Source organism: Arthrobacter oryzae (assembly GCF_030718995.1).
Lineage (GTDB): Bacteria > Actinomycetota > Actinomycetes > Actinomycetales > Micrococcaceae > Arthrobacter > Arthrobacter oryzae_C.
On record NZ_CP132204.1, the window covers coordinates 477,014 to 497,674 of the forward strand.

At 65.0% G+C, this 20,661-nt stretch carries 22 protein-coding genes and 1 tRNA gene; 8 read left to right on the plus strand and 15 right to left on the minus strand.

Annotation, left to right across the window (positions count from 1 at the left end; translation table 11 throughout):
* Positions 1-83: 83 nt before the first annotated feature.
* Positions 84-362 (plus strand): putative quinol monooxygenase, encoded by a 279-nt coding sequence (locus tag Q8Z05_RS02230; RefSeq protein ID WP_305941880.1) that lies wholly within the window; start codon positions 84-86, stop codon positions 360-362.
* 115 nt (positions 363-477) lie between these two features.
* On the opposite strand, the gene trxA is transcribed toward Q8Z05_RS02230, so the two are convergent.
* Together trxA and Q8Z05_RS02240 are read right to left on the minus strand one after the other, a co-directional pair.
* Complete coding sequence (gene trxA / locus Q8Z05_RS02235; protein WP_305941881.1) at positions 478-891, minus strand: thioredoxin; 414 nt, start codon at positions 889-891, stop codon at positions 478-480.
* A gap of 114 nt (positions 892-1,005) precedes the next feature.
* Positions 1,006-1,551 (minus strand): acyl-CoA thioesterase, encoded by a 546-nt coding sequence (locus tag Q8Z05_RS02240; protein ID WP_305941882.1) that lies wholly within the window; start codon positions 1,549-1,551, stop codon positions 1,006-1,008.
* 60 nt (positions 1,552-1,611) lie between these two features.
* Between Q8Z05_RS02240 and Q8Z05_RS02245 the strand changes: the two genes are divergently transcribed.
* The gene (locus tag Q8Z05_RS02245) at positions 1,612-2,346 is read left to right on the plus strand and encodes a potassium channel family protein (protein WP_305941883.1); all 735 of its coding nucleotides are present in this window, start codon (positions 1,612-1,614) and stop codon (positions 2,344-2,346) included.
* A gap of 580 nt (positions 2,347-2,926) precedes the next feature.
* Positions 2,927-3,889 carry a LysM peptidoglycan-binding domain-containing protein gene (locus Q8Z05_RS02250; RefSeq protein WP_305941884.1) on the plus strand — a complete coding sequence of 321 codons (963 nt, stop codon included), beginning with the start codon at positions 2,927-2,929 and terminating at the stop codon, positions 3,887-3,889.
* Positions 3,890-4,041: 152 nt separating this feature from the next.
* On the opposite strand, the gene Q8Z05_RS02255 is transcribed toward Q8Z05_RS02250, so the two are convergent.
* Both Q8Z05_RS02255 and Q8Z05_RS02260 read right to left on the minus strand, forming a co-directional pair.
* Positions 4,042-4,123 (minus strand) — tRNA-Tyr (locus Q8Z05_RS02255).
* A 161-nt stretch (positions 4,124-4,284) separates the two neighbouring features.
* Positions 4,285-4,539: a hypothetical protein gene (locus tag Q8Z05_RS02260; RefSeq protein ID WP_305941885.1), complete on the minus strand. Its 255-nt coding sequence runs from the start codon at positions 4,537-4,539 to the stop codon at positions 4,285-4,287.
* Positions 4,540-4,762: 223 nt separating this feature from the next.
* Between Q8Z05_RS02260 and Q8Z05_RS02265 the strand changes: the two genes are divergently transcribed.
* Positions 4,763-5,254, plus strand: coding sequence for a YajQ family cyclic di-GMP-binding protein (locus tag Q8Z05_RS02265; RefSeq protein ID WP_003804256.1), 492 nt, complete (start codon positions 4,763-4,765; stop codon positions 5,252-5,254).
* Between the two features lie 161 nt (positions 5,255-5,415).
* Here Q8Z05_RS02265 and htpX read toward each other — a convergent pair whose 3' ends face one another.
* Together htpX and Q8Z05_RS02275 are read right to left on the minus strand one after the other, a co-directional pair.
* On the minus strand, positions 5,416-6,285 hold the full coding sequence (gene htpX, locus Q8Z05_RS02270) for a zinc metalloprotease HtpX (protein ID WP_305941886.1): 870 nt from the start codon (positions 6,283-6,285) through the stop codon (positions 5,416-5,418).
* Between the two features lie 57 nt (positions 6,286-6,342).
* A complete protein-coding gene (locus tag Q8Z05_RS02275) occupies positions 6,343-7,614 on the minus strand; it encodes an MFS transporter (RefSeq protein ID WP_305941887.1) in 1,272 nt (423 codons plus the stop codon).
* A gap of 86 nt (positions 7,615-7,700) precedes the next feature.
* Here Q8Z05_RS02275 and Q8Z05_RS02280 point away from each other — a divergent pair, with 86 nt between their 5' ends.
* The 4 genes from Q8Z05_RS02280 to Q8Z05_RS02295 all read left to right on the plus strand — a co-directional run bounded on the left by Q8Z05_RS02280 (position 7,701) and on the right by Q8Z05_RS02295 (position 11,385).
* On the plus strand, positions 7,701-8,516 hold the full coding sequence (locus tag Q8Z05_RS02280) for a hypothetical protein (protein ID WP_305941888.1): 816 nt from the start codon (positions 7,701-7,703) through the stop codon (positions 8,514-8,516).
* A 30-nt stretch (positions 8,517-8,546) separates the two neighbouring features.
* Positions 8,547-9,014 (plus strand): Fur family transcriptional regulator, encoded by a 468-nt coding sequence (locus tag Q8Z05_RS02285; protein WP_305941889.1) that lies wholly within the window; start codon positions 8,547-8,549, stop codon positions 9,012-9,014.
* A 26-nt stretch (positions 9,015-9,040) separates the two neighbouring features.
* Positions 9,041-10,540 carry a catalase gene (locus Q8Z05_RS02290; RefSeq protein WP_305941890.1) on the plus strand — a complete coding sequence of 500 codons (1,500 nt, stop codon included), beginning with the start codon at positions 9,041-9,043 and terminating at the stop codon, positions 10,538-10,540.
* Positions 10,541-10,749: 209 nt separating this feature from the next.
* Positions 10,750-11,385: a DUF2461 domain-containing protein gene (locus Q8Z05_RS02295; RefSeq protein ID WP_305941891.1), complete on the plus strand. Its 636-nt coding sequence runs from the start codon at positions 10,750-10,752 to the stop codon at positions 11,383-11,385.
* Positions 11,386-11,469: 84 nt separating this feature from the next.
* Here Q8Z05_RS02295 and Q8Z05_RS02300 read toward each other — a convergent pair whose 3' ends face one another.
* The 9 genes from Q8Z05_RS02300 to exaC all read right to left on the minus strand — a co-directional run bounded on the left by Q8Z05_RS02300 (position 11,470) and on the right by exaC (position 20,624).
* Entirely contained in the window at positions 11,470-12,336 is an 867-nt protein-coding gene (locus tag Q8Z05_RS02300) for an ABC transporter ATP-binding protein (protein ID WP_305941892.1), read from the minus strand.
* Complete coding sequence (locus tag Q8Z05_RS02305) at positions 12,326-13,099, minus strand: ABC transporter permease (RefSeq protein WP_305941893.1); 774 nt, start codon at positions 13,097-13,099, stop codon at positions 12,326-12,328. The genes Q8Z05_RS02300 and Q8Z05_RS02305 overlap by 11 nt, the downstream gene beginning before the upstream one ends.
* Entirely contained in the window at positions 13,096-13,938 is an 843-nt protein-coding gene (locus Q8Z05_RS02310; RefSeq protein ID WP_371745914.1) for an ABC transporter permease, read from the minus strand. The genes Q8Z05_RS02305 and Q8Z05_RS02310 overlap by 4 nt, the downstream gene beginning before the upstream one ends.
* Positions 13,935-14,921, minus strand: a complete 987-nt coding sequence (locus tag Q8Z05_RS02315) for an ABC transporter substrate-binding protein (RefSeq protein WP_305941895.1) — start codon at positions 14,919-14,921, stop codon at positions 13,935-13,937. Before Q8Z05_RS02315 ends, Q8Z05_RS02310 begins: the two co-directional genes overlap by 4 nt.
* A gap of 194 nt (positions 14,922-15,115) precedes the next feature.
* Positions 15,116-15,721: a TetR/AcrR family transcriptional regulator gene (locus tag Q8Z05_RS02320; protein WP_305941896.1), complete on the minus strand. Its 606-nt coding sequence runs from the start codon at positions 15,719-15,721 to the stop codon at positions 15,116-15,118.
* A gap of 64 nt (positions 15,722-15,785) precedes the next feature.
* Positions 15,786-17,345 carry an amino acid permease gene (locus tag Q8Z05_RS02325; protein ID WP_305941897.1) on the minus strand — a complete coding sequence of 520 codons (1,560 nt, stop codon included), beginning with the start codon at positions 17,343-17,345 and terminating at the stop codon, positions 15,786-15,788.
* 188 nt (positions 17,346-17,533) lie between these two features.
* The gene (locus Q8Z05_RS02330; protein WP_305941898.1) at positions 17,534-17,941 is read right to left on the minus strand and encodes a DUF779 domain-containing protein; all 408 of its coding nucleotides are present in this window, start codon (positions 17,939-17,941) and stop codon (positions 17,534-17,536) included.
* Positions 17,941-18,963 carry an alcohol dehydrogenase AdhP gene (gene adhP / locus Q8Z05_RS02335; protein WP_305941899.1) on the minus strand — a complete coding sequence of 341 codons (1,023 nt, stop codon included), beginning with the start codon at positions 18,961-18,963 and terminating at the stop codon, positions 17,941-17,943. The genes Q8Z05_RS02330 and adhP overlap by 1 nt, the downstream gene beginning before the upstream one ends.
* A gap of 137 nt (positions 18,964-19,100) precedes the next feature.
* A complete protein-coding gene (exaC, locus tag Q8Z05_RS02340; protein WP_055799718.1) occupies positions 19,101-20,624 on the minus strand; it encodes an acetaldehyde dehydrogenase ExaC in 1,524 nt (507 codons plus the stop codon).
* Positions 20,625-20,661 lie beyond the last annotated feature (37 nt).

The following is a 20,661-nucleotide window of genomic DNA, read 5'->3' on the forward strand; positions in this document are numbered from 1 at the left end:
AGTTCCGGCAAGAGAAGCGTAAAACTAGGAAGCCCTACAAAATATTCGGGGAGGTCCGCGGGCGGCCCGGTATTCTGAAACGCATGAGTGCACCCATTGACCTGAAAGCAACGTTCATCCCCAACGACGGCGAATTCTTCCGCGTGAAGCTCGCCCTCGAAATCGCGATCGACGAGGTGGTCAACGAACCCGGCTGCATCCGGTACGAGCTGACGGAGGCCACCCAGGAGAAGCTGGTGCTGACTGAGCGGTGGGCTTCTGAGGCGGACCTGGACAAGCATTCCAAGGGCACCGCCGTCCAGGACCTCAACGAATCACTGAGCGCCCTGCTCGCCGAACCCGTCCAGCTAGAACGGCTGTAGTTCCCGCACCTTTTCCACACAAAACGCGGAGCCCCTTCCGCCCGTACGAACCTGGGTTCGTGGGTGGAAGTGGCCCCGCGTTGAAGTTTAAGGCTGCGAAATACCGTGTAGAGGCTCAGGCCTCCGGGATCTGCGTGCCGTCCTGCTTGCCGGCGCCGGCGGCTGCCTCGGCTTGCGAGCGGGCCACGTGCGCGTGGACTTCCTCCATGTCCAGTGCCTTGACGGCGTCAACCACCTGTTCCAGCTGCTGGGCGTTCAGCGCGCCGGGCTGCGAGAAGACCAGCACCTTTTCGCGGAAGGCCATCAGCGTGGGGATGGACGTGATGCCTGCTTCGGCCGCCAGCTGCTGTTCGGCTTCGGTGTCCACCTTGGTGAAGACGACGTCCGGGTGCTTCTCTGAAACTGCGGAATACGTGGGTCCAAACTGCTTGCAGGGACCACACCATTCGGCCCAGAAATCAACGAGGACGATGTCGTTGTTCTCGACGGTTGATGCGAACTGTTCACCTGTAATGTCTACGGTAGCCATGGGTCAACGGTACGCGAGCCGCCCGGCGATGTCCCGTGCGTTTCGCTCTTGGCACACCTTTTGCAGCCGGTGTCCGCTGCCTGCATCCGGCTGCTCACTGCCTGCATCCGGCGCTCAGTGCCACAAGTGGGGTGCGGGGCGGCGGGCGCCGGGCAGCGCGTTGGTTTCGCGCCATTCGTGGATCCAGTCCGGCAGTTCGAGGCCTGCCGGCGGCTCGCCGAACTCCCGGAAGATCTCCTCCTGGCTCACCGGCTTCCCCTTGCAGACCAGGCGGGTGGCGATGTGCGCGCGGGCATAGATTTCCCCGTCCACCACCATGCGCTGTTCGAAGTAGATTGCCTTGGTGTCCAGCCCGATGATCCGGGACTCGATGGTGTACCGCTGCCACAACTGGAGCGACTTCCGGAACGCGATGGTCTCCCCTGCGGCTACCGGCGACCAACCCCGCTGGCGCATCTTTTTCCAGGTCCCGCTCCGTGCCATGAGGTCAAAACGGCCCAGGTCCATCAGCGAGAAGTACATCCCGTTGTTGACGTGCAGGGCTATGTCGATGTCAGTGGGCAGCACCCGCAGCGGCAGCGAGGATGTGTCCCAGATACTCAGGCGCGGTCTGCGGGAGGACGTGAACAGGAGAAGGAGCGTTCGCAAAAGCAGGTGCATGCCTCCATGTTACCCGCGAGTAACATCAGGTCCAAGACCCTGCGCCCTTAGGATTTCCCCATGACGCAGGAACGCTACAGGGACATCGCCGAGTGGCCGCTGATGGGGACAGCGCTCATTTTCCTCGCGGCCTACGCCTGGCAGGTGATCGGCAACATCGAGGGGCGGCAGGCCGAGTTCCTGGAGGGGGTCATGTGGATCACCTGGGCCGTCTTCGTGGCCGATTATGCCGCCAACCTGTGGCTCGCGGACAACCGGAAGCGCTGGTTCATCCTCAACCTGCACGAGCTGCTGATCGTTGCCCTCCCCGTCTTCCGGCCGCTCCGGCTGCTCAGGCTGGTCACCCTGCTCTCAGTGCTGCACCGGACCGTGGGTGAGACACTTCGCGGCCGCGTGGCCACCTACGTGGCCGGCTCCGCTGTCCTGCTGGTCTTCGTGGGCGCACTCGCCGTCCTCGACGTCGAACAGAACGCCCCCGACGCCAAGATCCTCACCTTCGGCGACGCCGCCTGGTGGGCCATCACCACCATCACCACAGTGGGCTACGGCGACCTCTTCCCCGTCACCCCGATTGGCCGAATGGTTGCCGCGGCCCTGATGATGAGCGGCATCGCGGTGCTGGGCGTGGTGACGGCCTCCATCGCGTCCTGGCTGGTGCAGCGCGTCGAGGAAAACACCGAAGCAGCTGTCGAATCGGCTGAAGTTCCGGTGCGCGCCGACGTGCGCGAATTGCTGGTGGAGGTAGCTGCCCTGCGGCAGGAATTAGCGGAACTCCGCCGCGAACGCGAGCCGTAATATCCTGGCGGCAAGTAAATTCACAAAAGGCGGCCCTCCCGGTTCCTGGAACCGGGAAGGCCGCCTTTTTCATGGGATTAATCCACTCTGATGAATTATGGGGAATTAGTGCCATATACGAGCAATTCCCTCTGGTTTTCAGCGGCCGCACTGATTAACCAGCACGTACCCGGCCGGCATGCGGAACGCGTCTCTGCGGCCATACTCGCCCCGGACCAAGTAGCCCCCTGTCTGCGTGCGAGTGTCCACGCAGGTGAACAAACAAGCTTTTAGGTATCCCCCGCGAGTGCGCGGGTGCCACCCGCAAAGATTCGAGTAATTCCCACTCGTGCGGCCCCTACCTCCCCATTCATAGACTCGATATTCCTAGGGCAAGCAGTATTCCGGAATTTCACGCGGTCAGTTAGTGGCCGCGGGTCTAATCATCCGCGCTTCCGCAATTACTCATCATTTCGGCAGCTCAATTCATGCGTCTCCGCGCCACGCGCTGCACATCCGTGCGGCCCGCTGCCGGCGCACCACCGCTCTGGGGCCCGCTGTCCAGTTGATCCCCAGGGCATTGACTCCCGGGGGGGAACCGATGGATCAAAACCAGCTTGAACTCGAGGACAGAACGGCTGTCCCCACTTCGCCAGAAGGCCGCGGAGCCACACCAGCCCGCACTAAACCGAGGCTCAGGGCATTTTTGGTCGCTGGAGCCGTAGTTACGGCAGTCGCCGTGGCCGCCGTCGGCTATTCGGCCACGGCGCAGACAGCCCGAGTCAGCGACACCCGGGCGGTAACGGCACCGGCCCCTGAATCCAGCCAGGCCGCGGACACTCCGGCCTCAAATCCTGCGACGGCCGGTGCCGCAGCGCCGGAGCCCGCCGTCGCCGCCGTCCCGGAGCCTGCTGCACCGGCTGCGGAACCGGCACCTGCACCACCGGCAGCCCCTGCTCCGGAGCCTGCACCCGCACCTGAGGCGTCCAACCTGTACACCGTGGTGGCCGGGGACACCGTGGGGGCCATCGCGGCCCGCTTCGGCGTGGACATGAACGCCATGCTGGCGGCCAACGGCCTGGGCGTGTACTCGCCGATCGTGCCGGGACAGATCCTGAAGCTGACGGGACCCGCCGTCGCCGCTCCGGCTCCGGCACCCGCCCCTGCAGCGGCACCTGCGGCCCCCGCACCAGCCCCGGGCCCGGCGGCAGCACCGGCCCCTGCACCTGCACCTGCAGTCCGGACCATTTATGTGGCGGGTGCCGGCGGCCAGGCCATGGTGGACGCCTGCATCGGGCCGATCCACTTCACGCCCACCGACGCCTATGCGACGTTCATCACCGAGCACGACTACTGCGGCGGGTGGGCACGGTTCTCCGGGATCGGCGTCGGCGAAACCGTCAGCATCCCGGGCTACGGGACGTTCACGGTCAGCGGGCGGGGACAGGTGCCGAACCCCGGCACCACCAACAACGTCTCCGCGATTTTCGGCGGCTTTCCCCGGGTCATCCTGCAGACCTGCATCCCGGGCACCAGCCAGATGCTGGTGATCGGCCTCAACTGACATCTCCCGGGCTTGACCGCGGCCCCGAAACCTTCAAGGCCCGGAACCTTCACGGCCCGGGAGGGCGGACAAGCCCGGGCCGGAAAGAGGCAAATGTGCCCGGAAACAGAAAAGTCTCCGGAACCTGATGGTTCCGGAGACTTTTCCTTGGGTGGCAGATGAGGGATTCGAACCCCCGTAGGCGTTGCCAGCTGATTTACAGTCAGCCCCCTTTGGCCGCTCGGGTAATCTGCCGAACTTCAAAAGAAGATCACTCGCGATTTCCGTGTTCAGAACTTCTGTTTCCAGTCCGTTCCGCTTCCAGCAACCGCGGGCAAGACAACTTTACAGAACTTCTGCCGAAGAATCGAATCGAGGCCCGGAGGCACCCAAAAACCCCGGAAATCCGCGGAAAATCAGGCTTCACCAAGAATGCGGCCAGCCAGTTTCGCCTCGAACTTCGCTGCCTGTTCCTCGGTGATCTGGTTCAACTGGACCGCGCGCATCAGATCCGAGTGCACACCATCCATGCGCGAAGAAGCGTCCGCCACGGGGCTCAGGATGATAGAGGTGGCCACCGCGGCGGCGGCTACGGATGTGGCGGCGGTGGCCAGGGTGGCGGCGGCCGCGGCAGTGGAGCGGGTGACGTAGCGGACGGCTTTCTGGTGCATGTGCTTTCCTTCCGGGGCAACTCTTCCAACACCTCCAACTCTGCAGGCCCGGACTTCGTTCCCGCCGTGCGCCGGCTATGAGGAAACTGTGAAACGACCGGAATCTTCCCGGCACGAAGGCTGCCCGAACCCGGGCCTTCACTTGGACGCCATCCGTACTAGGCTGGAATGCAGACAACACCGCCCTTCAAGGGGTATCCAGGCGATCAGCAGGAGGACAGTTATGGCAGGCGAATCCACATTCGACGTCGTCAGCAAGGTAGACAAGCAGGAAGTGGCCAACGCGCTGAACCAGGCGCAGAAGGAACTGGCCCAGCGCTACGACTTCAAAGGCGTTGGAGCCGAGGTTGATTTCAGCGGCGAAAAAATTCTGATGAAGGCCAACTCGGAAGAGCGTGTGCTCGCCGTCCTGGACGTCCTGCAGTCGAAGCTCATCCGCCGCGGGATCTCACTGAAGTCGCTGGACACCGGTGAACCCTACGCATCCGGCAAGGAGTACCGGCTGGAGGCCTCCATCAAGGAGGGCATCGCGCAGGACCTCGCCAAGAAAATCAACAAGCTGATCCGCGACGAGGCGCCGAAGTCCGTCAAGTCCCAGATCCAGGGCGACGAACTCCGCGTGACCTCCAAGTCCCGCGACGACCTCCAGGCCACCATGGCCCTGCTCAAGGACTTCGACGAGGCAGACCTGCAGTTCGTCAACTTCCGCAGCTGACGTTCCGGCCGCGGTTTTCGACGCGCAAAAATCCTGACGCTACGCAACAAGGCCGGCGACCCCGATATTCGGGTGTCGCCGGCCTTTTTGGGTGTCCTCAGCCCGTTTCTGCGTCCTTAGCCCGCCTGCGGGTCGCCGGAAGGAATGTACGACGGCGGCGCTCAGCTGATGGGGCCCCTCGCCATCAGCTCCAGCCGGGTAATGCGGTCCTGCATCGGCGGGTGCGTAGCGAACATCCGGCTCATGCCGCCGCCGCGGAACGGGTTGGCGATCATCAGGTGCGAGGCATTGACCAGCTTCTGGTCCGGCGGGAGCGGCACCATCTGCACCCCCTGGTGGATCTTGCGCAGGGCTGAGGCGAGCGCCAGCGGATCGCCGGTGAGCGCGGAACCGTCCTCGTCGGCGTCGTACTCCCTGGTCCGGGAGATGGCCGACTGGATGACCATCGCCGCGAGCGGAGCAAGCAGGGCCATGGCGAGCATCGCGAGCGGGTTTGCATTGCGCCGGTCCCCGCCGCCGAAGAACATCAGCATCTGCCCCACCGAGGTGATCACACCGGCGACTGCCGCAGCCACGGACGACGTCAGGATGTCCCGGTTATAGACGTGCATCAGTTCGTGGCCCAAGACGCCGCGAAGCTCCCGGATGCTCAGGAGCCGCAGAATGCCTTCCGTGCAGCAGACGGCGGCGTTCCGGGGGTTCCTGCCGGTGGCGAAGGCGTTGGGCGCCGGCGTGGGCGAGACATAGATCCGCGGCATGGGCTGGCCGGCCTTGGCCGAGAGCTCCCGGACAATCTGGTAGAGCTGGGGTGCCTGTTCCTCCGTGACGGGGTAGGCCTGCATGGACCGGAGCGCGAGTTTGTCACTGTTCCAGTACCCGTACGCCGTGGTGCCTACGCCCACCAGCGCCATGATCCAGATGGGGGTGGTGCTCCGCATGCTGCTGCCGATCACGGCTCCAAGCCCCAGCAGCACGGCCCACAGCACCCCGAACAGCGCTGCGGTCTTCAGCCCGTTGTGGTGATTATGCACTGTGCCTCCTCATGAAAGTACTGCCCGCACGACGTACTGCCCGCGAAGGTACGGCCGCTAGGGGACGGGATTCCGTGCGTCGTACTTCAGGAACCCCGATTGCCGGCGTGCCACCGCCCAGGCCACGGCGATGCACAACAGGCCGCCCAGCAACAACACCCAACCTTCACTCAAAAGTTTAGTGCCGCCGCCCGCCAGCATGTCCCCGATCCGCGGGCCGCCGGCAACCACCACTACAAAGACGCCCTGGAGCCGTCCGCGCAGGTGGTCCGGCGTGGCCGCCTGGAGGATGGTGGTGCGGAAGACGGCGCTCACGGAATCCGAGATGCCCGCAAGGGCGCAGCACAGCGCGGCGGGCAGCAGCCACCACGTCACGCCGTCGGCACCGGAGCGTCCGGCCAGCACCACCACCAGCCCGAATCCGGCAATGGACGCACCCCAGCCCATGACGGACCACACCACGGCGGCCCCCTGCCGGCGGATGCCTCCCAGCGGCCCGGAGAAGAGCCCGGCCAGGAACGCCCCCACGGCCGTCGATGCCAGGAGCACGCCCACTGTGGCCTCCCCGCCGCCGATCATCACCGCGCCGATGGCCGGCATCAGGGCGCGGGGCTGCGCGAAAATCATGGCCACGAGGTCGATCACGAACGTCATGCGGAGGTTGGGCCGCGTGCCCAGGAAGCGGAACCCCTCCAGCACGGAGCGCAGCCCGGCGCGGTGCACCACCTTCCCCGGCGGCATCGGCGGAAGCTTCAGCAGGGCCCAGAAGGCAAACGCGAAGCTCGCGACGTCGAGGGTGTAGGTCCAGCCGAAGCCCACCCACGCCACCAGCACGCCGGCCAGGAGCGGACCGGCGGTCATGGCCAGGCCGAAGCTGACCATGCTCAGCGCGTTGGCCGCGGGCAGGAGTTCCTTGCGGACCAGCATCGGGATGATGGCGCTGCGGGCAGGCTGGTTGATGGCCTGCGCCCCGCTTTGCACGGCAACCAGCAGGTACAGCAGCCACACGTTCCCCACGTCCAGCCAGGCCTGCGCGGCCAGCCCCGCCGTCGTCAGCCACAGCACGGTAGTGGCCAGGAGGGCCACCCTGCGGCGGTCGTGGGCGTCGGCGATGGAGCCGCCCAGCAGGCCTCCCAGCACCAGCGGAACCAGCGCGAAGATACTCAACAGCCCTACGTAGAGGCTGTCCTCCGTCAGCCGGTAGACCTCCAGGCTCACCGCGACCAGCGTGAGCTGGCTGCCCAGGTTGGAGACGGCTGATCCCAGCCAGAGCCTGCGGAAGGCAGGGCTCTCGCGCAGCGGAGTGATGTCAGCCAGAAGTTTTCCCACCGGGCAACTCTAGCCGCGCCCCGGGCGGGAAGTTTCCGGGTCTTGATAGTCTCGGGCGGGGATACACCACGGCGGAAGGAGCACGGATGCAGTTGTCCAGGCGGCTGCTCTACGGCTCGGAACTGTGGGAGGTGACCCGGCCACGGACTCCGCTGACCTACGGCCACCTGATGATCCGGCTCAGCAATCCGGCAACGGCCCTCGACATCCGGTCCGCCACCGACTGGCTGCGCTGCCACAACGCTGCCCGCAGGGCACTGGCCGACGTCCTCGGGGCGGACACGTGCACCCTGCTGTTCGCCCATCGCTGGCATGCGCTGGGAGCTTCGATCGGCGAGCCGGCTGCGGAGTCCTCCACCCCCACGTTCCACCTGTTCGGCCGCTGGGCCGGCGAACCTGTCACCCCGGCCGAGCAGCTCGCCCTGCCTGCCCAGCGCCGGAAGCCGGCGCCGGAGCGGGACCTGGACAAGTACGACGCCGGGCTGCGCACCGCGTTGCTGAAGGCGGCAGGCACTGCCGCGGGCTGGACAGCTGTCGGCGGCCGGGACGAAACCGGCTCCGCCGTCGGCACGGCCGCCGGCCAGGACGCAGCGGTGCCGCTGCCCGCCATCCGCACCTGGACGCCGTCGGCCCCTGCCGGCCCGGACCATACGGTCCTGGCCCCGGAGCGCGCCATCGGCTCCGTGGAGGACGTGGCCCCGGCTGAACTGCTGGCGCTGGCGGCGGCCCTGGAAGCCCTGGCACTGCGACAGGCCGTCACGGGACTGAGCTGCATCGTCCCGGATGCCGCCGTCACGGGCGGCCGGCTGGAGCTGCATGCGCTGGGCCGCTCAGCCGGCGAGTCCGTCAACCCGTTCGACATGTTGCTGCGTTCACCGGAAGTTAGCCCGGCCTTATTGTGATTTAGTCATAATAAGTGCTTGAATGGGGCTATGACAGTTCACGAGGCCGGCCAGGATGCATGGGCTGCTGCCCTGCGCGCCCACGGCCGCCGGGTGACCAAACAGCGGCTGGCGGTGCTTACCGCCGTCGAACGCCACCCGCACTCGCCGGCCGAAAGCATCCTTGCCGCCGCACGCGAGGAACTGCCGGAGATGACCGCGCAGTCCGTCTATGTGGTCCTCGGCGACCTCACCGACCTGCACATGCTGCGCCGGTTTGAACCGCCGCATTCCCCCGCGCTGTATGAGACGCGGGTGGGCGACAACCACCACCACGCCATCTGCATCAGCTGCGGACGCGTGGAAGACGTGGACTGCGCCGTCGGCCATGCCCCCTGCCTCACCCCGCACTGGGACGAACACTCCAAGCCGATGACCATCCAGATCGCTGACGTTATGTACCAGGGCATCTGCCAGGACTGCCAGCGCACCCAAAAGCTACCCGCCGAACGAAACTAAGCAAGAAACCCAACCAAAGGAGAAAGATGACTCTGAACATCTCCGCGCCCGCTGTGTCCACCACACAGTCCGGTGCTCCCGTCACTTCCGACGCACACTCGAAGGCTGTCGGCGCTGACGGCGCCATCATCCTGACCGACCACTACCTGATCGAGAAGCTCGCCCAGTTCAACCGCGAGCGCGTTCCGGAGCGTGTTGTCCACGCCAAGGGCGGCGGAGCGTTCGGCAAGTTCACCACCACCGAGGACGTTTCCAAGTACACCAAGGCTGCCTTCCTGCAGCCGGGCGTGGACACCGAAATGCTGATCCGCTTCTCTTCCGTGGCCGGCGAGAACGGCTCCCCCGACACCTGGCGCGACCCCCGCGGTTTCGCCGTCAAGTTCTACACCTCCGAGGGCAACTACGACCTCGTGGGCAACAACACCCCGGTGTTCTTCATCCGCGACGGCATCAAGTTCCCGGACTTCATCCACTCGCAGAAGCGCCTCCCGGGCACCCACCTGCGCGACGCCGACATGCAGTGGGACTTCTGGACCCTGTCCCCCGAGTCCGCACACCAGGTCACCTGGCTGATGGGTGACCGCGGCCTGCCGGCTTCCTGGCGTGAAATGCAGGGCTACGGCTCGCACACCTACCAGTGGATCAATGCCGAGGGCGAGCGCTTCTGGGTCAAGTACCACTTCAAGTCCAACCAGGGCGTCAAGACCATCACGGGCGACGAGGCAGAGGCACTGGCCGGTTCGGACGCGGACTTCTACATCCGCGACCTGCAGGAGAACATTGCCGCCGGCAACTTCCCCTCCTGGGACCTGCACGTCCAGGTCATGCCGTACGAGGACGCCAAGACCTACCGCTTCAACCCGTTCGACCTCACCAAGGTGTGGCCGCACGCTGACTACCCGCTGATCAAGGTGGGCACCATGGAGCTGAACCGCAACCCGGAGAACTACTTCGCGCAGATCGAGCAGGCCACCTTTGCGCCGTCGAACTTCGTACCGGGCATCGCCGCGTCCCCGGACAAGATGCTGCAGGCCCGCATCTTCTCCTACGCCGACGCACACCGCTACCGCGTGGGCACCAACCACGCCCAGATCCCGGTGAACCAGCCGAAGAACCAGGTCAACAACTACAGCCAGGACGGCGCCGGGCGTTACCACTTCAACGCCCCCTCCGTTCCGGTCTACGCCCCGAACTCGGTGGGCGGCCCCGCTGCTGTCGAGCCTGCTGTCGCAGGCGGCGGCTGGGAGAACGACGGCGAGCTGACGCTCTCCGCGCACTCCCTCCACGCTGAGGACGGCGACTTCGGCCAGGCCGGCACGCTGTACCGCGAAGTGTTCGACGACGGCGCCAAGGCCCGCCTGCTGGACACCATCACCGGTGCCGTGGGCGGCGTGAAGAACGCCGACATCAAGGAACGCGCCATCCAGTACTGGACCAACGTTGACGCCGAGCTCGGCGCCAAGCTGCGCGCCAACTTGGGCGCAGGCCAGACCGAGTCCGACGCCGAGGCAGCCAACAAGCTGTAGCCTCCCCGGCGGCTCCCCCGGGCGCCGCCGATCGCGATTCACCTGAACACCCCGCTTCACCCGAACACCCCGCTGCGGAGCATCCGCGGCGGGGTGTTCTGCGTAGGGCGGGGTGTTCTGCGTAGGGCGGGGTGTTCTGCGTACGGGGTATTTCCACATAGCCGGTGCCGCTTCTGGTTGCCTCGGCGCGGGGTCCCTAGGATCACACCATGACTACTTTCCACGGCATCCCCGCAGGGGCCTTCGCGTTCTATGCGGAACTTGAGGACAACAACAACCGGGAGTGGTGGCTGGAGCACAAGGAAAGCTACGCCAGCCTGGTCCGGGATCCGCTCACGGCGCTGCTGGCAGAGCTGGAACCGCGGTTCGGGCCGGGGAAGATCTTCCGGCCCAACCGGGACATCAGGTTCTCGCAGGACAAATCGCCCTACAAGACGGCCCAGGGCGCCTTCGCCTCGGCGCAGGAGGGCGTGGGGTACTACCTCCAGGTCAGCGCGGACGGGCTGCTGGTGGGCGGCGGATACCACTCCCACTCCCCCGCCCAACTGGCCCGCTTCCGGAACTCGGTGGATGCGTCCGGGACAGGTGAATCCCTCCGGCAGATCGTCGACAACGTGGCCGCTGCCGGTTTTGCCGTGGAAGGCGAGAAACTCAAAACCGTGCCGCGCGGCTACAGCCGGGACCACCCCCGGGCGGAGCTGCTCAAGCACAAGTCGCTGTCAGCCGGCATCAAGCTGGGCCAGCCGGACTGGCTGGAATCGCCCGCCGCCGCGCGGGAGATCGCCGCGCTCTGGGAAAAACTCCGCCCGCTGGTGGATTGGGTGGGCCGGCACGCGTCGCCGTGACAGCCCGGCCGGATTACCTGCCCCGGCTGCGCCGTGCGCCGGGTTACGGGGCTGCGCCGTGGCACAGCGAGGCGCGCGGACCGATCAGACGGTTGCCGTGCCCGCCGTGGAAGTCCCCGCAGCGGCCGGCCGGTGGCCCTTCTTCGCGAGCTGGATTTGCTCGTAGACGTGGTGCCTGAGTTCTGTGAAGCGCGGCAGTGAACGGGTTTCCAACTGGTCGCGGTTTTCCGGGAGGTCGATCACTATGTCCTCTTGGATGACGGTCGGGGAGCTGGAGAGAATGATGACCCGTTCGCCAAGGTAGACGGATTCGTCAATGTCGTGCGTGACGAAGAGCACCGTCACGCCGAACTTCTTCCAGACCACGCGGATCAGGTCCTCCAGGTCCGCGCGGGTCTGGGCGTCCACGGCCGCGAACGGTTCGTCCATCAGCAGGACCTCCGGCTGGTAGGCGATCGCACGGGCGATCGCCACACGCTGCTGCATGCCCCCGGAAAGCTGCCACGGGTAGGACCGCGGAACGTCGGACAGGCCAACGGCCTCGAGCGCCTCGTCGACGATCCGGTCACGCTCCGCCTTTGGCATGCCCTGGTTCTTCAGCGGAAGCTCCACGTTGTCACGGACCCTCATCCACGGGAAGAGCGAGCGGCCGTATTCCTGGAACACCACGGCCATCTTCTTGGGCGGACCGGAGACGCGCTTGCCGTCCAGCAGGACTTCACCCGCGGTAGGGGCCATCAGCCCTGAGATACATTTCAGGAGGGTGGTCTTCCCGGACCCGGACGGGCCCACCAGGCAGGCCAACTCGCCCGCGCGCAGATCGAACGTCAGGTTCCGGACCGCTTCGACGTCGCCGCCGTCGGTCTGGTAAACCTTCTTCAGTCCGCGGACGGAGAGCATCGGCTCCCGGGCGCCTTGATCCCGGGCCCCGTGAGTTGGGTCAGGCTGCATTTTCTACCTCTTTCTGGCCGTGGTACCAGCGCAGGATGTTCCGCTCGGCCCACTGGAAGATGAATGACATGCCCACGCCCAGCAGGCCGAGAACCACGATGCCGGACCACATTTCCGGGATGGCGAAAGACCGCTGGAACTGGACGATGGTGAAGCCCAGTCCTGACGAAGAGGCAAACATTTCGGAGATGACCATCAGGATCAGGCCCAGGGACAGCGACTGGCGCACGCCGGCCAGGATCTGCGGGCTTGCGGACGGCAGCACCAGGTAACGGACACGGGCCCAGCCGGAGATGCCGTAGGTGTGGGTGGAGTCGGAGAGTACGGGGTCGACGGCCCGGACGCCCTCGATGGTGTTCAGCAGCACCGGCCAGACGCAGCCGGAGATGATGACAACCACCTTCATGGAGTCGGTGATACCCATAAGCAGCATCAGCACGGGAACCAGGACGGGCGGCGGGACGGACCGGAAGAATTCCAGCGTGGGCTCCAGCAGCGCCCGCAGCCATGTGATCGATCCGATGAGGACGCCGCCGACGACGCCGATGATGATTGCCGCCACCACGCCCACCAGGAGCCGTCCAACGCTCGGCAGGACATCGGTGAAGAAACGCTCCCCGAACCAGACCTCCCCGAACGTTCCGACCAGGCTGGCAGGAGTGGGGACGAAGAAGTTCGGCTTCCCCAGCGTAGAGGCCCACCAGATCAGGACCAGAAGGACCGGCAGGCCCAGGATGTAGCCGAGTGTCTTCAGGACTTTCATACGATCACCTCGGAACGGACGGAGGAGTGCCAGGACAGCGTCTTCTTCTCGATAAAGCGCATCAGCACGTTGATCGCCACGCCGATCAGGCCGGTCGCGAGCACCAAGGCATACATGCCGGAGATGGCGCCGCCAGACTGCGCGAGGGCGATTTCACGGCCCAGGCCCGGCGAGCCGATCACCAGTTCCGCCGTGATGGCCAGGACCAGCGCCACCGTGGCAGCGAGCCGGACTCCGGTCATCAGGTAGGGCAAGGCGGTGGGGAACACCACATAGCGGATCCGGGCCATCCGGCCCAGGCCGTAGGTCTTCGCCGTGTTGTTGGCGACCATGTCCACGTCGGCCACTCCGTAGAGGACCTGGATCAGGACCTGCCAGAAGGCAGCATAGGTGATCAGCATCAGGGAGGATTCGATCTTCACGCCGAAGAGCAGCACCGCGAGGGGGATCAGCGCCACGGACGGGATGGGGCGCAGGAATTCAACCGTGGAGTTGGTGGCCTGACGCAGGAAATTGCTGGAGCCGATGATGAACCCGGCCAGCACCGCCAGGGAGACGGCGATGATCAGGCCCAGGAACCAGGCCTTCATGGTTTCGCCCACCGAAACCCAGAAGGCCGTAAGTCCGAAGTCCACAACCAGGGCTGCAATGACCTCACTCGCGGGCGGCAGATAGCGGGCATCGATCAGGCCGAGCCGGGGAATGAGCTCCCAGGTGACCAGGAACCCGAGGATCCCCGCCAAGCCGAGCAGTTGCTTCGTCGGCATCTTGCGCACCTGCCGGCGGGGCCGCTCCACACCGGGAGCGGCACCACCGGAGGTTTGGGTCGTTGAACTCACGGGAGGAGGTCGTCTGCGCTCGGGGCCTTGCCCAGCGTCCCGTACTTGGCTGCAGCGTCGCCGAGGGTCTTGAACGCGTCTTCATTGAATTCAACGCGGTACCGGGGAAGGATCATTTTGGCCCGGGTGGCCTCATCGATCTTGGTGTAGGTGCCCACGATCTCGCGGACTTCCTCCGGATGCTCCTGCGCGTATTCGAGGGACTTGTTCATCGCGCGGGTGAACTTCTGCGTCAGCTCAGCCTTGCCTGAGATGGTGTCCGCCTTGGTGAAGTAGCCGGCGATGTCCAGTTCCGGACTCATCTGGACGAAGTTCGAGGAGACGATCGTGCCGCCTTCAGCCACAGCCTTGGACAGGAACGGCTCCAGGATCCACGCCGCATCCACCTGCTTGTTGGCCAGGGCCGCCGGGGCGTCCGGGAAGGCAACCTCCACGAACTTCACGCTCTTGGGGTCTCCTCCGTCCTTTTCGATGACCGACTTGATGGTGGTGTCGCCGATATTGGAGAGGTTGTTCACCGAAACTGTCTTGCCGGCAAGGTCTTTCGCGGACTTGATGCTGGACCCGGCCGGGGCCACCACACCTCCGATGTCCTTGCCCTCTTCGCCGGTGGTGGAGGCCCCGTTGGCCACGAACTTCAGGTCGAGGCCCTTGTCCTTGGCGACCATCACCGAGATCAGGTTGGAGAAGGCGAAGTCGAAGCTGCCGCTGACGACGCCGGGAACGATCGCCGCGCCGCCCGTGGCAGTCTGGATGTCGAGCTGGAGGCCTTCTTCCTTGAAGAAGCCCTGCTTGTCGCCCAGGTAGATGGGTGCGCAGTCGACGATGGGAATGACGCCGACGCTGACCTTGGTCAGGTCCGACCCTCCGCCGGCGGTTCCCGTTGCAGTTCCACCGCCGGTGGAACTGGGCGAGCCACTGCCGCAGGCCGACAAGCCCAGAACGGAGGCGGCTGCCAGCACGGCAATAAAACGACGTTTCATGTTCACTCCTTTGTGCCCATTGACTTGGCAGTGATGAGCCTCCAAGCCGCAAATGTTCGCTCTTCGAACATCTGTTCAAACAATCCGATCTAAGCATGATGCGAGGTCAACCGCACCTACTTAAGGGTCATTGTTACAGCTCTGAGACGACGGAGTAAGGGCCGCCGGTCCCGTGCCGACGCGAGGCCGGGAGGTCAGACGTGCTGGCCCTCCGTGGCCAGGCGGTGCTCCAGGTTCGAGAAGAACACGGCAACCATCAGCTCGAATGCCTTGGTGGCTTCCTCGGGCTGGTTCATCACCACAAAGTCGAACTGCAGGCCGTAGAACGTGGAGGTGAAGAGGCGCGCGTCGGTGTCGGCGAATTCCGGACGGATCCCCTGCACCACCAGCCAGTCACGGGCTTTTTCGTGGAGCATGCGGAAGTGGTCCTGGGCGGTTCCGCGGGGCGAGGATGCCACCACGTCCTGCGCGGTGGCCTCGAACTCAAGCCTGGCCAGGTGGCGGTTCCGCTGGGCCATGGTCCACTGCCAGGACTCCATCAGGTAGGACCGCCAGGCCTCCCTGTCGATGTCCCGGACGTCCGTGGTGCGCATGCTGTCCAGCCGGGATTCGATGGAGCCGATGATCTCGTTGACCAGCTGTTCGCGGTTGCCGAAGTGATAGACCAGCACGTAGGAGCTGATGCCCAGGCCGTCCGCCAGGCTCCGGAACGTGAGCTCAGCGAGCGTTTTATCCATCAGGTAATCCTGAATGGCGGACAACAACTCCACCTTGCGTTCCGGTTTAACAGCTTTGGCCATGACTCCATCTTATGGAGTCATGGCCAAAGCGGATTCCGGCAGGATGCCGGGGACGGACGGGAGGTCAGCCGCGCGTGAGCGCGTCCTCGTCGTCGTCCTGGCTGGCCTGAGGGGTGGCCTGCGGTGCACCGTTGACTGCGGCCTTGGCTTCCGCGAATTTTTCATTAAGCCGGGAGTGGCGCTGGCCGTAGGCGAAGTAGATCGCCACACCGATGACCAGCCAGATGGCGAAGAAGATCCACGTCTCCACTGCGAGGTTCGTCATCAGGTAGAGGCACAGGAGGGCGGACACAACCGGAAGCACCTTGCCGAATGGTACGCGGAAGGCCGGCTTCAGGTCCGGACGCTTCTTCCGCAGGACCAGGATGCCCAGGCTCACCATCACGAAGGCGGACAGCGTTCCGATGTTGATCATTTCCTCCAGCAGGTCCACATTGGTCAGGCCGGCCACGAGGGCAACGGCCGCACCGCAGATGATCTGGAGGCGGACCGGCGTCGCACGGATGGTGCTGGTCTTGGACAGCGAGCGCGGCAGCAGGCCGTCGCGGCTCATGGCCAGGACAACGCGGGACAGGCCCATCAGCAGCACCATGATCACTGTGGTGAGACCCACCAGGGAGCCGAAGGCGATGATCTTGGCGGCGTCGGTGTTGCCCACGGCTTCGAACGCGGTGGTGAGGGTGGGGTTCTCGGCCTCCGCCAGCTGGGTGTAGGACACCATGCCGGTCAGGGCGAGCGACACCAGGATGTACAGGACCGTGACGATGGCCAGGCCGCCGAAGATGCCGCGCGGCAGGGTCTTCTGCGGGTTCTTGACTTCCTCGGCAGAGGTGGCCACCACGTCGAATCCGATGAAGGCGAAGAAGACCAGCGCCGCGCCGGCGAAGATTCCCAGGGTGCCGTACTGCGCCGGGGCGGCTCCGGTCAGGAAGCCGAAGAAGGACTGCTTGAGGACGTCGGCGGTTCCGGCGCTGCCGGTGGGTTCGGAGGCCGGAACGAACGGCGAGTAGTTTTCGACCTTCACGTAGGTGAAGCCCACCACGATCACGAACAGCACGACGCCGATCTTGATGAGGGTGAAGATGTTGCCGACGCGGGCGGACAGCTTTGTCCCCAGCACCAGCAGCACGGTGAAGACGGCCACGATCAGGAACGCACCCCAGTAGAGGTCAACGCCGCCGAGCGAAACGGCGGGCGGAATGTCCACGCCCATCAGCGCAAAGACCTTGCTGAGGTAGATGCCCCAGTACTTGGCGATCACGGCCGCGGCGGTGAAGAGCTCCAGGATGAGGTTCCAGCCGATGATCCAGGCCAGCAGCTCGCCCATGGTGGCGTACGTGAAGACGTAGGCGGAACCGGCCACCGGAATGGCCGTGGCAAACTCGGCGTAGCACATGATGGCCAGCGCACAGGTGACGGCGGCAATCGCGAAGGACACCGTGACGGCAGGACCGGCGAAGTTCGCTGCGGCTTTGGCGCCGACGGAGAAGATCCCGGCTCCGACAGCAACGGCGACGCCCATGATCATGAGGTCCCAGGTGCTCAGGGAACGCTTCAGCTTGCGTCCGGGTTCATCGGCGTCGGCGATCGACTGCTCGATGGATTTCGTCCGGAAAAGGTTCATAGGAAAGTCCACAATCTCGATAGCTTGCTGGAAACAGACTTATCAAGAGTAGTGTCCATCCAGTGGACGGTCACATTTATTCCAGATAGTGAGACGCCGTTGAGCGCGAACGAACAGTTGGAGCCCTTCGCGAGAGGGGCCGCAACTGTTCGCTCGCGCTCCGTTTGGGCGCTGTTGGACGGGGCAGCTCAGACCGGCCAGTCCATGAGCTTTGACCGGATCAGGAAACGCTTGCCTTCCGGCGCCTCAACCGAGAACCCGCTCCCCCGACCCTGGACCACGTCCACGGTCAGGTGGGTGTGGCTCCAGTAGCTGAACTGTTCCCTGGACATCCAGAACTCGAGGGGTTTCGGCTCCACCCCGTCGGCGATGTCGAACAGTCCCAGGAGGACGTCCGCGTCAGCGGTGATGAATTCCCCGGCCGGGTAGCACATCGGCGAGGACCCGTCGCAGCAGCCGCCGGACTGATGGAACATCAGGGGCCCGTGCTGGATCCAGAGTTTCCTGAGCAGTTCCACGGCCTCGGCGGTGAGCGCCACCCGGGAGATGTCCTCCCCGGGCAGCGTCACTGCGGCATCAAGCCTCGCCTGCGACATCAGTACTTGATGACGACGCGGCCGTCGATCTTGGCGTGCTTCATCTCGTCAAGAACGGCGTTGACTTCGGAGAGCTCCCGGGTGGATGCGGTGGGGTGGATCTTGCCCTCTGCATAGAACTCGAGTGCTTCCTCAAGGTCCTGCCGGGTGCCCACGATGGAGCCCCGGACCGTCAGGCCCTTGAGCACGATCTCAAAGATCGGCGCCGGGAAGTCGCCCGGCGGCAGCCCGTTGAACACGATGGTTCCGCCACGGCGCGCCATCCCGATCGCTTGCCCGAAAGCTGACGGGTGCACTGCAGTGACCAGAACTCCATGGCAACCTCCGGTTTCACGTTGGATGACTTCGGCGGGATCTTCGTGCAGCGCGTTCACGGTGAGTTCCGCGCCGTGCTTCTTGGCCAAAGCCAGCTTGTCGTCCGCAATGTCCACGGCGGCGACCCGCAGGCCCATCGCCACGGCGTACTGGACGGCGATGTGCCCGAGGCCGCCGATGCCGGAAATGGTGACCCATTGACCCGGCTTGGCCTCGGTCATTTTCAGTCCCTTATAGACAGTGACGCCGGCACAAAGGACGGGAGCCACCTCAACGGGGTCCGAACCCGCGGGAATCCTGGCGGCAAAGCGGCTGTCCACCAGCATGTACTGCCCGAACGAGCCGTCAACGCTGTAGCCCGCATTCTTCTGCGCTTCACAGAGGGTTTCCCAGCCGGTGCGGCAGTACTGGCAGTCACCGCAGGCGGACCAGAGCCAGGCGTTGCCCACGAGGTCTCCGACAGCCAAATCCGTGACGCCCTCTCCCAAGGCAACAACTTCGCCTACCCCTTCGTGGCCGGGGATAAACGGCGGTGAAGGCTTGACCGGCCAGTCGCCCTCGGCTGCGTGAAGGTCCGTGTGGCAGACGCCGGTGGTGATGACCTTGACCAGCGCCTCACCGCGTCCCGGGGTGGGAATGGGGAGGGTCTGGATCTGGAGATCCTTACCGAATTCAGTTACTACGGCTGCTTGCATTGTCGTCGTCATTGGCGAAATCCTTGCGTCGTTAAAGCATTGCTTTAGAGGGGGCGGTAAAGGGGTCGTGCTGCCTTCCTGAGGGGTGGCCAGGTGGTGCGGACGGGGACGGATGCGTGCAGTCCGTCCCCGCCCGGGCTCAGAGCGGCCTAGAAGAAGCCGAGCTTGTTTTCGTTGTAGCTGACCAGGAGGTTCTTGGTCTGCTGGTAGTGGTCCAGCATCATGGAGTGGTTTTCACGTCCGATGCCGGAGGACTTGTAACCACCGAACGCGGCGCCGGCCGGGTAGGCGTGGTAGTTGTTGACCCAGACACGGCCCGCCTGGATTTCGCGGCCGGCACGGTACGCAACGTTGCCGTTGCGGGACCAGACGCCGGCGCCCAGGCCGTAGAGCGTGTCGTTGGCGATGTCCATGGCGTCGCTGTAGTCACTGAAGCGGGTCACGGAAACCACCGGGCCGAAGATCTCCTCCTGGAAAATCCGCATCTTGTTGTTGCCTTCGAAGACGGTCGGCTGGACGTAATAGCCGCCGGCCAAATCGCCTTCCAGCTGGGCGCGGGCGCCGCCGGTGAGCACCTTGGCACCTTCCTGCTTGCCGATGTCGATGTAGGAGAGAATCTTTTCCAGCTGGTCGTTGGAGGCCTGTGCGCCCACCTGGGTTTCGGTGTCAAGCGGGTTGCCTTGAATCATCTTCTCCACACGGGCCACGGCGTCGGCCATGAAGGAGTCGTAGATGTCTTCCTGGACCAGGGCGCGGGAGGGGCAGGTGCAGACTTCGCCCTGGTTGAAGGCGAACAGCGCGAAGCCTTCCTGTGCCTTGTCATAGAACGCGTCGTCGGACTCGGCAACGTCGTTGAAGAAGATGTTCGGGCTCTTGCCGCCGAGTTCCAAGGTGACCGGGATCAGGTTCTGGCTGGCGTACTGGCTGATCAGCCGGCCAGTGGACGTTTCGCCGGTGAAGGCGATCTTGCGGATCCGGGGGCTGGAGGCGAGGGGCTTGCCGGCCTCGACGCCGAAGCCGTTGACCACGTTGAGCACGCCGGCAGGCAGCAGGTCGCCGATGAGTTCCATCAGGACCAGGATCGAGGAGGGCGTCTGCTCGGCAGGCTTAAGGACCACGGCGTTGCCGGCGGCCAGTGCCGGGGCGAGCTTCCAGACGGCCATGAGGATGGGGAAGTTCCACGGGATGATCTGGCCTACGACGCCGAGGGGCTCGTGGTAGTGGTAGGCGGTGGTGTCGTCGTCAAGCTGTGACAGGCGGCCTTCCTGGGCCCGGACGGCGGAGGCGAAGTAGCGGAAGTGGTCGGCGGCCAGCGGAATGTCCGCGTTGAGGGTTTCGCGAATCGGCTTGCCGTTGTCCCAGGACTCGGCGACGGCGAGCATCTCGAGGTTCTCGTCGATGCGGTCCGCGATCTTGTTCAGGATGGCTGCGCGCTCGGCGACGGAGGTCTTGCCCCAGGAGGGCGCGATCTTGTGGGCGGCGTCCAGGGCCAGTTCGATGTCCTCGGCCGTGCCGCGGGCCACCTCGCAGAATGCCTTGCCGGTGACCGGGGTGATGTTCTCGAAGTACTGGCCCTTGACGGGGGCAACCCACTCGCCGCCGATCCAGTTCTCGTAGCGGTCCTTGAACGTGACCTTCGAACCTTCGGTACCGGGCTGTGCGTAGACAGTCATTGCTAGCTCCTTTGCTGTGCAAGATGTTGAGCGGCCT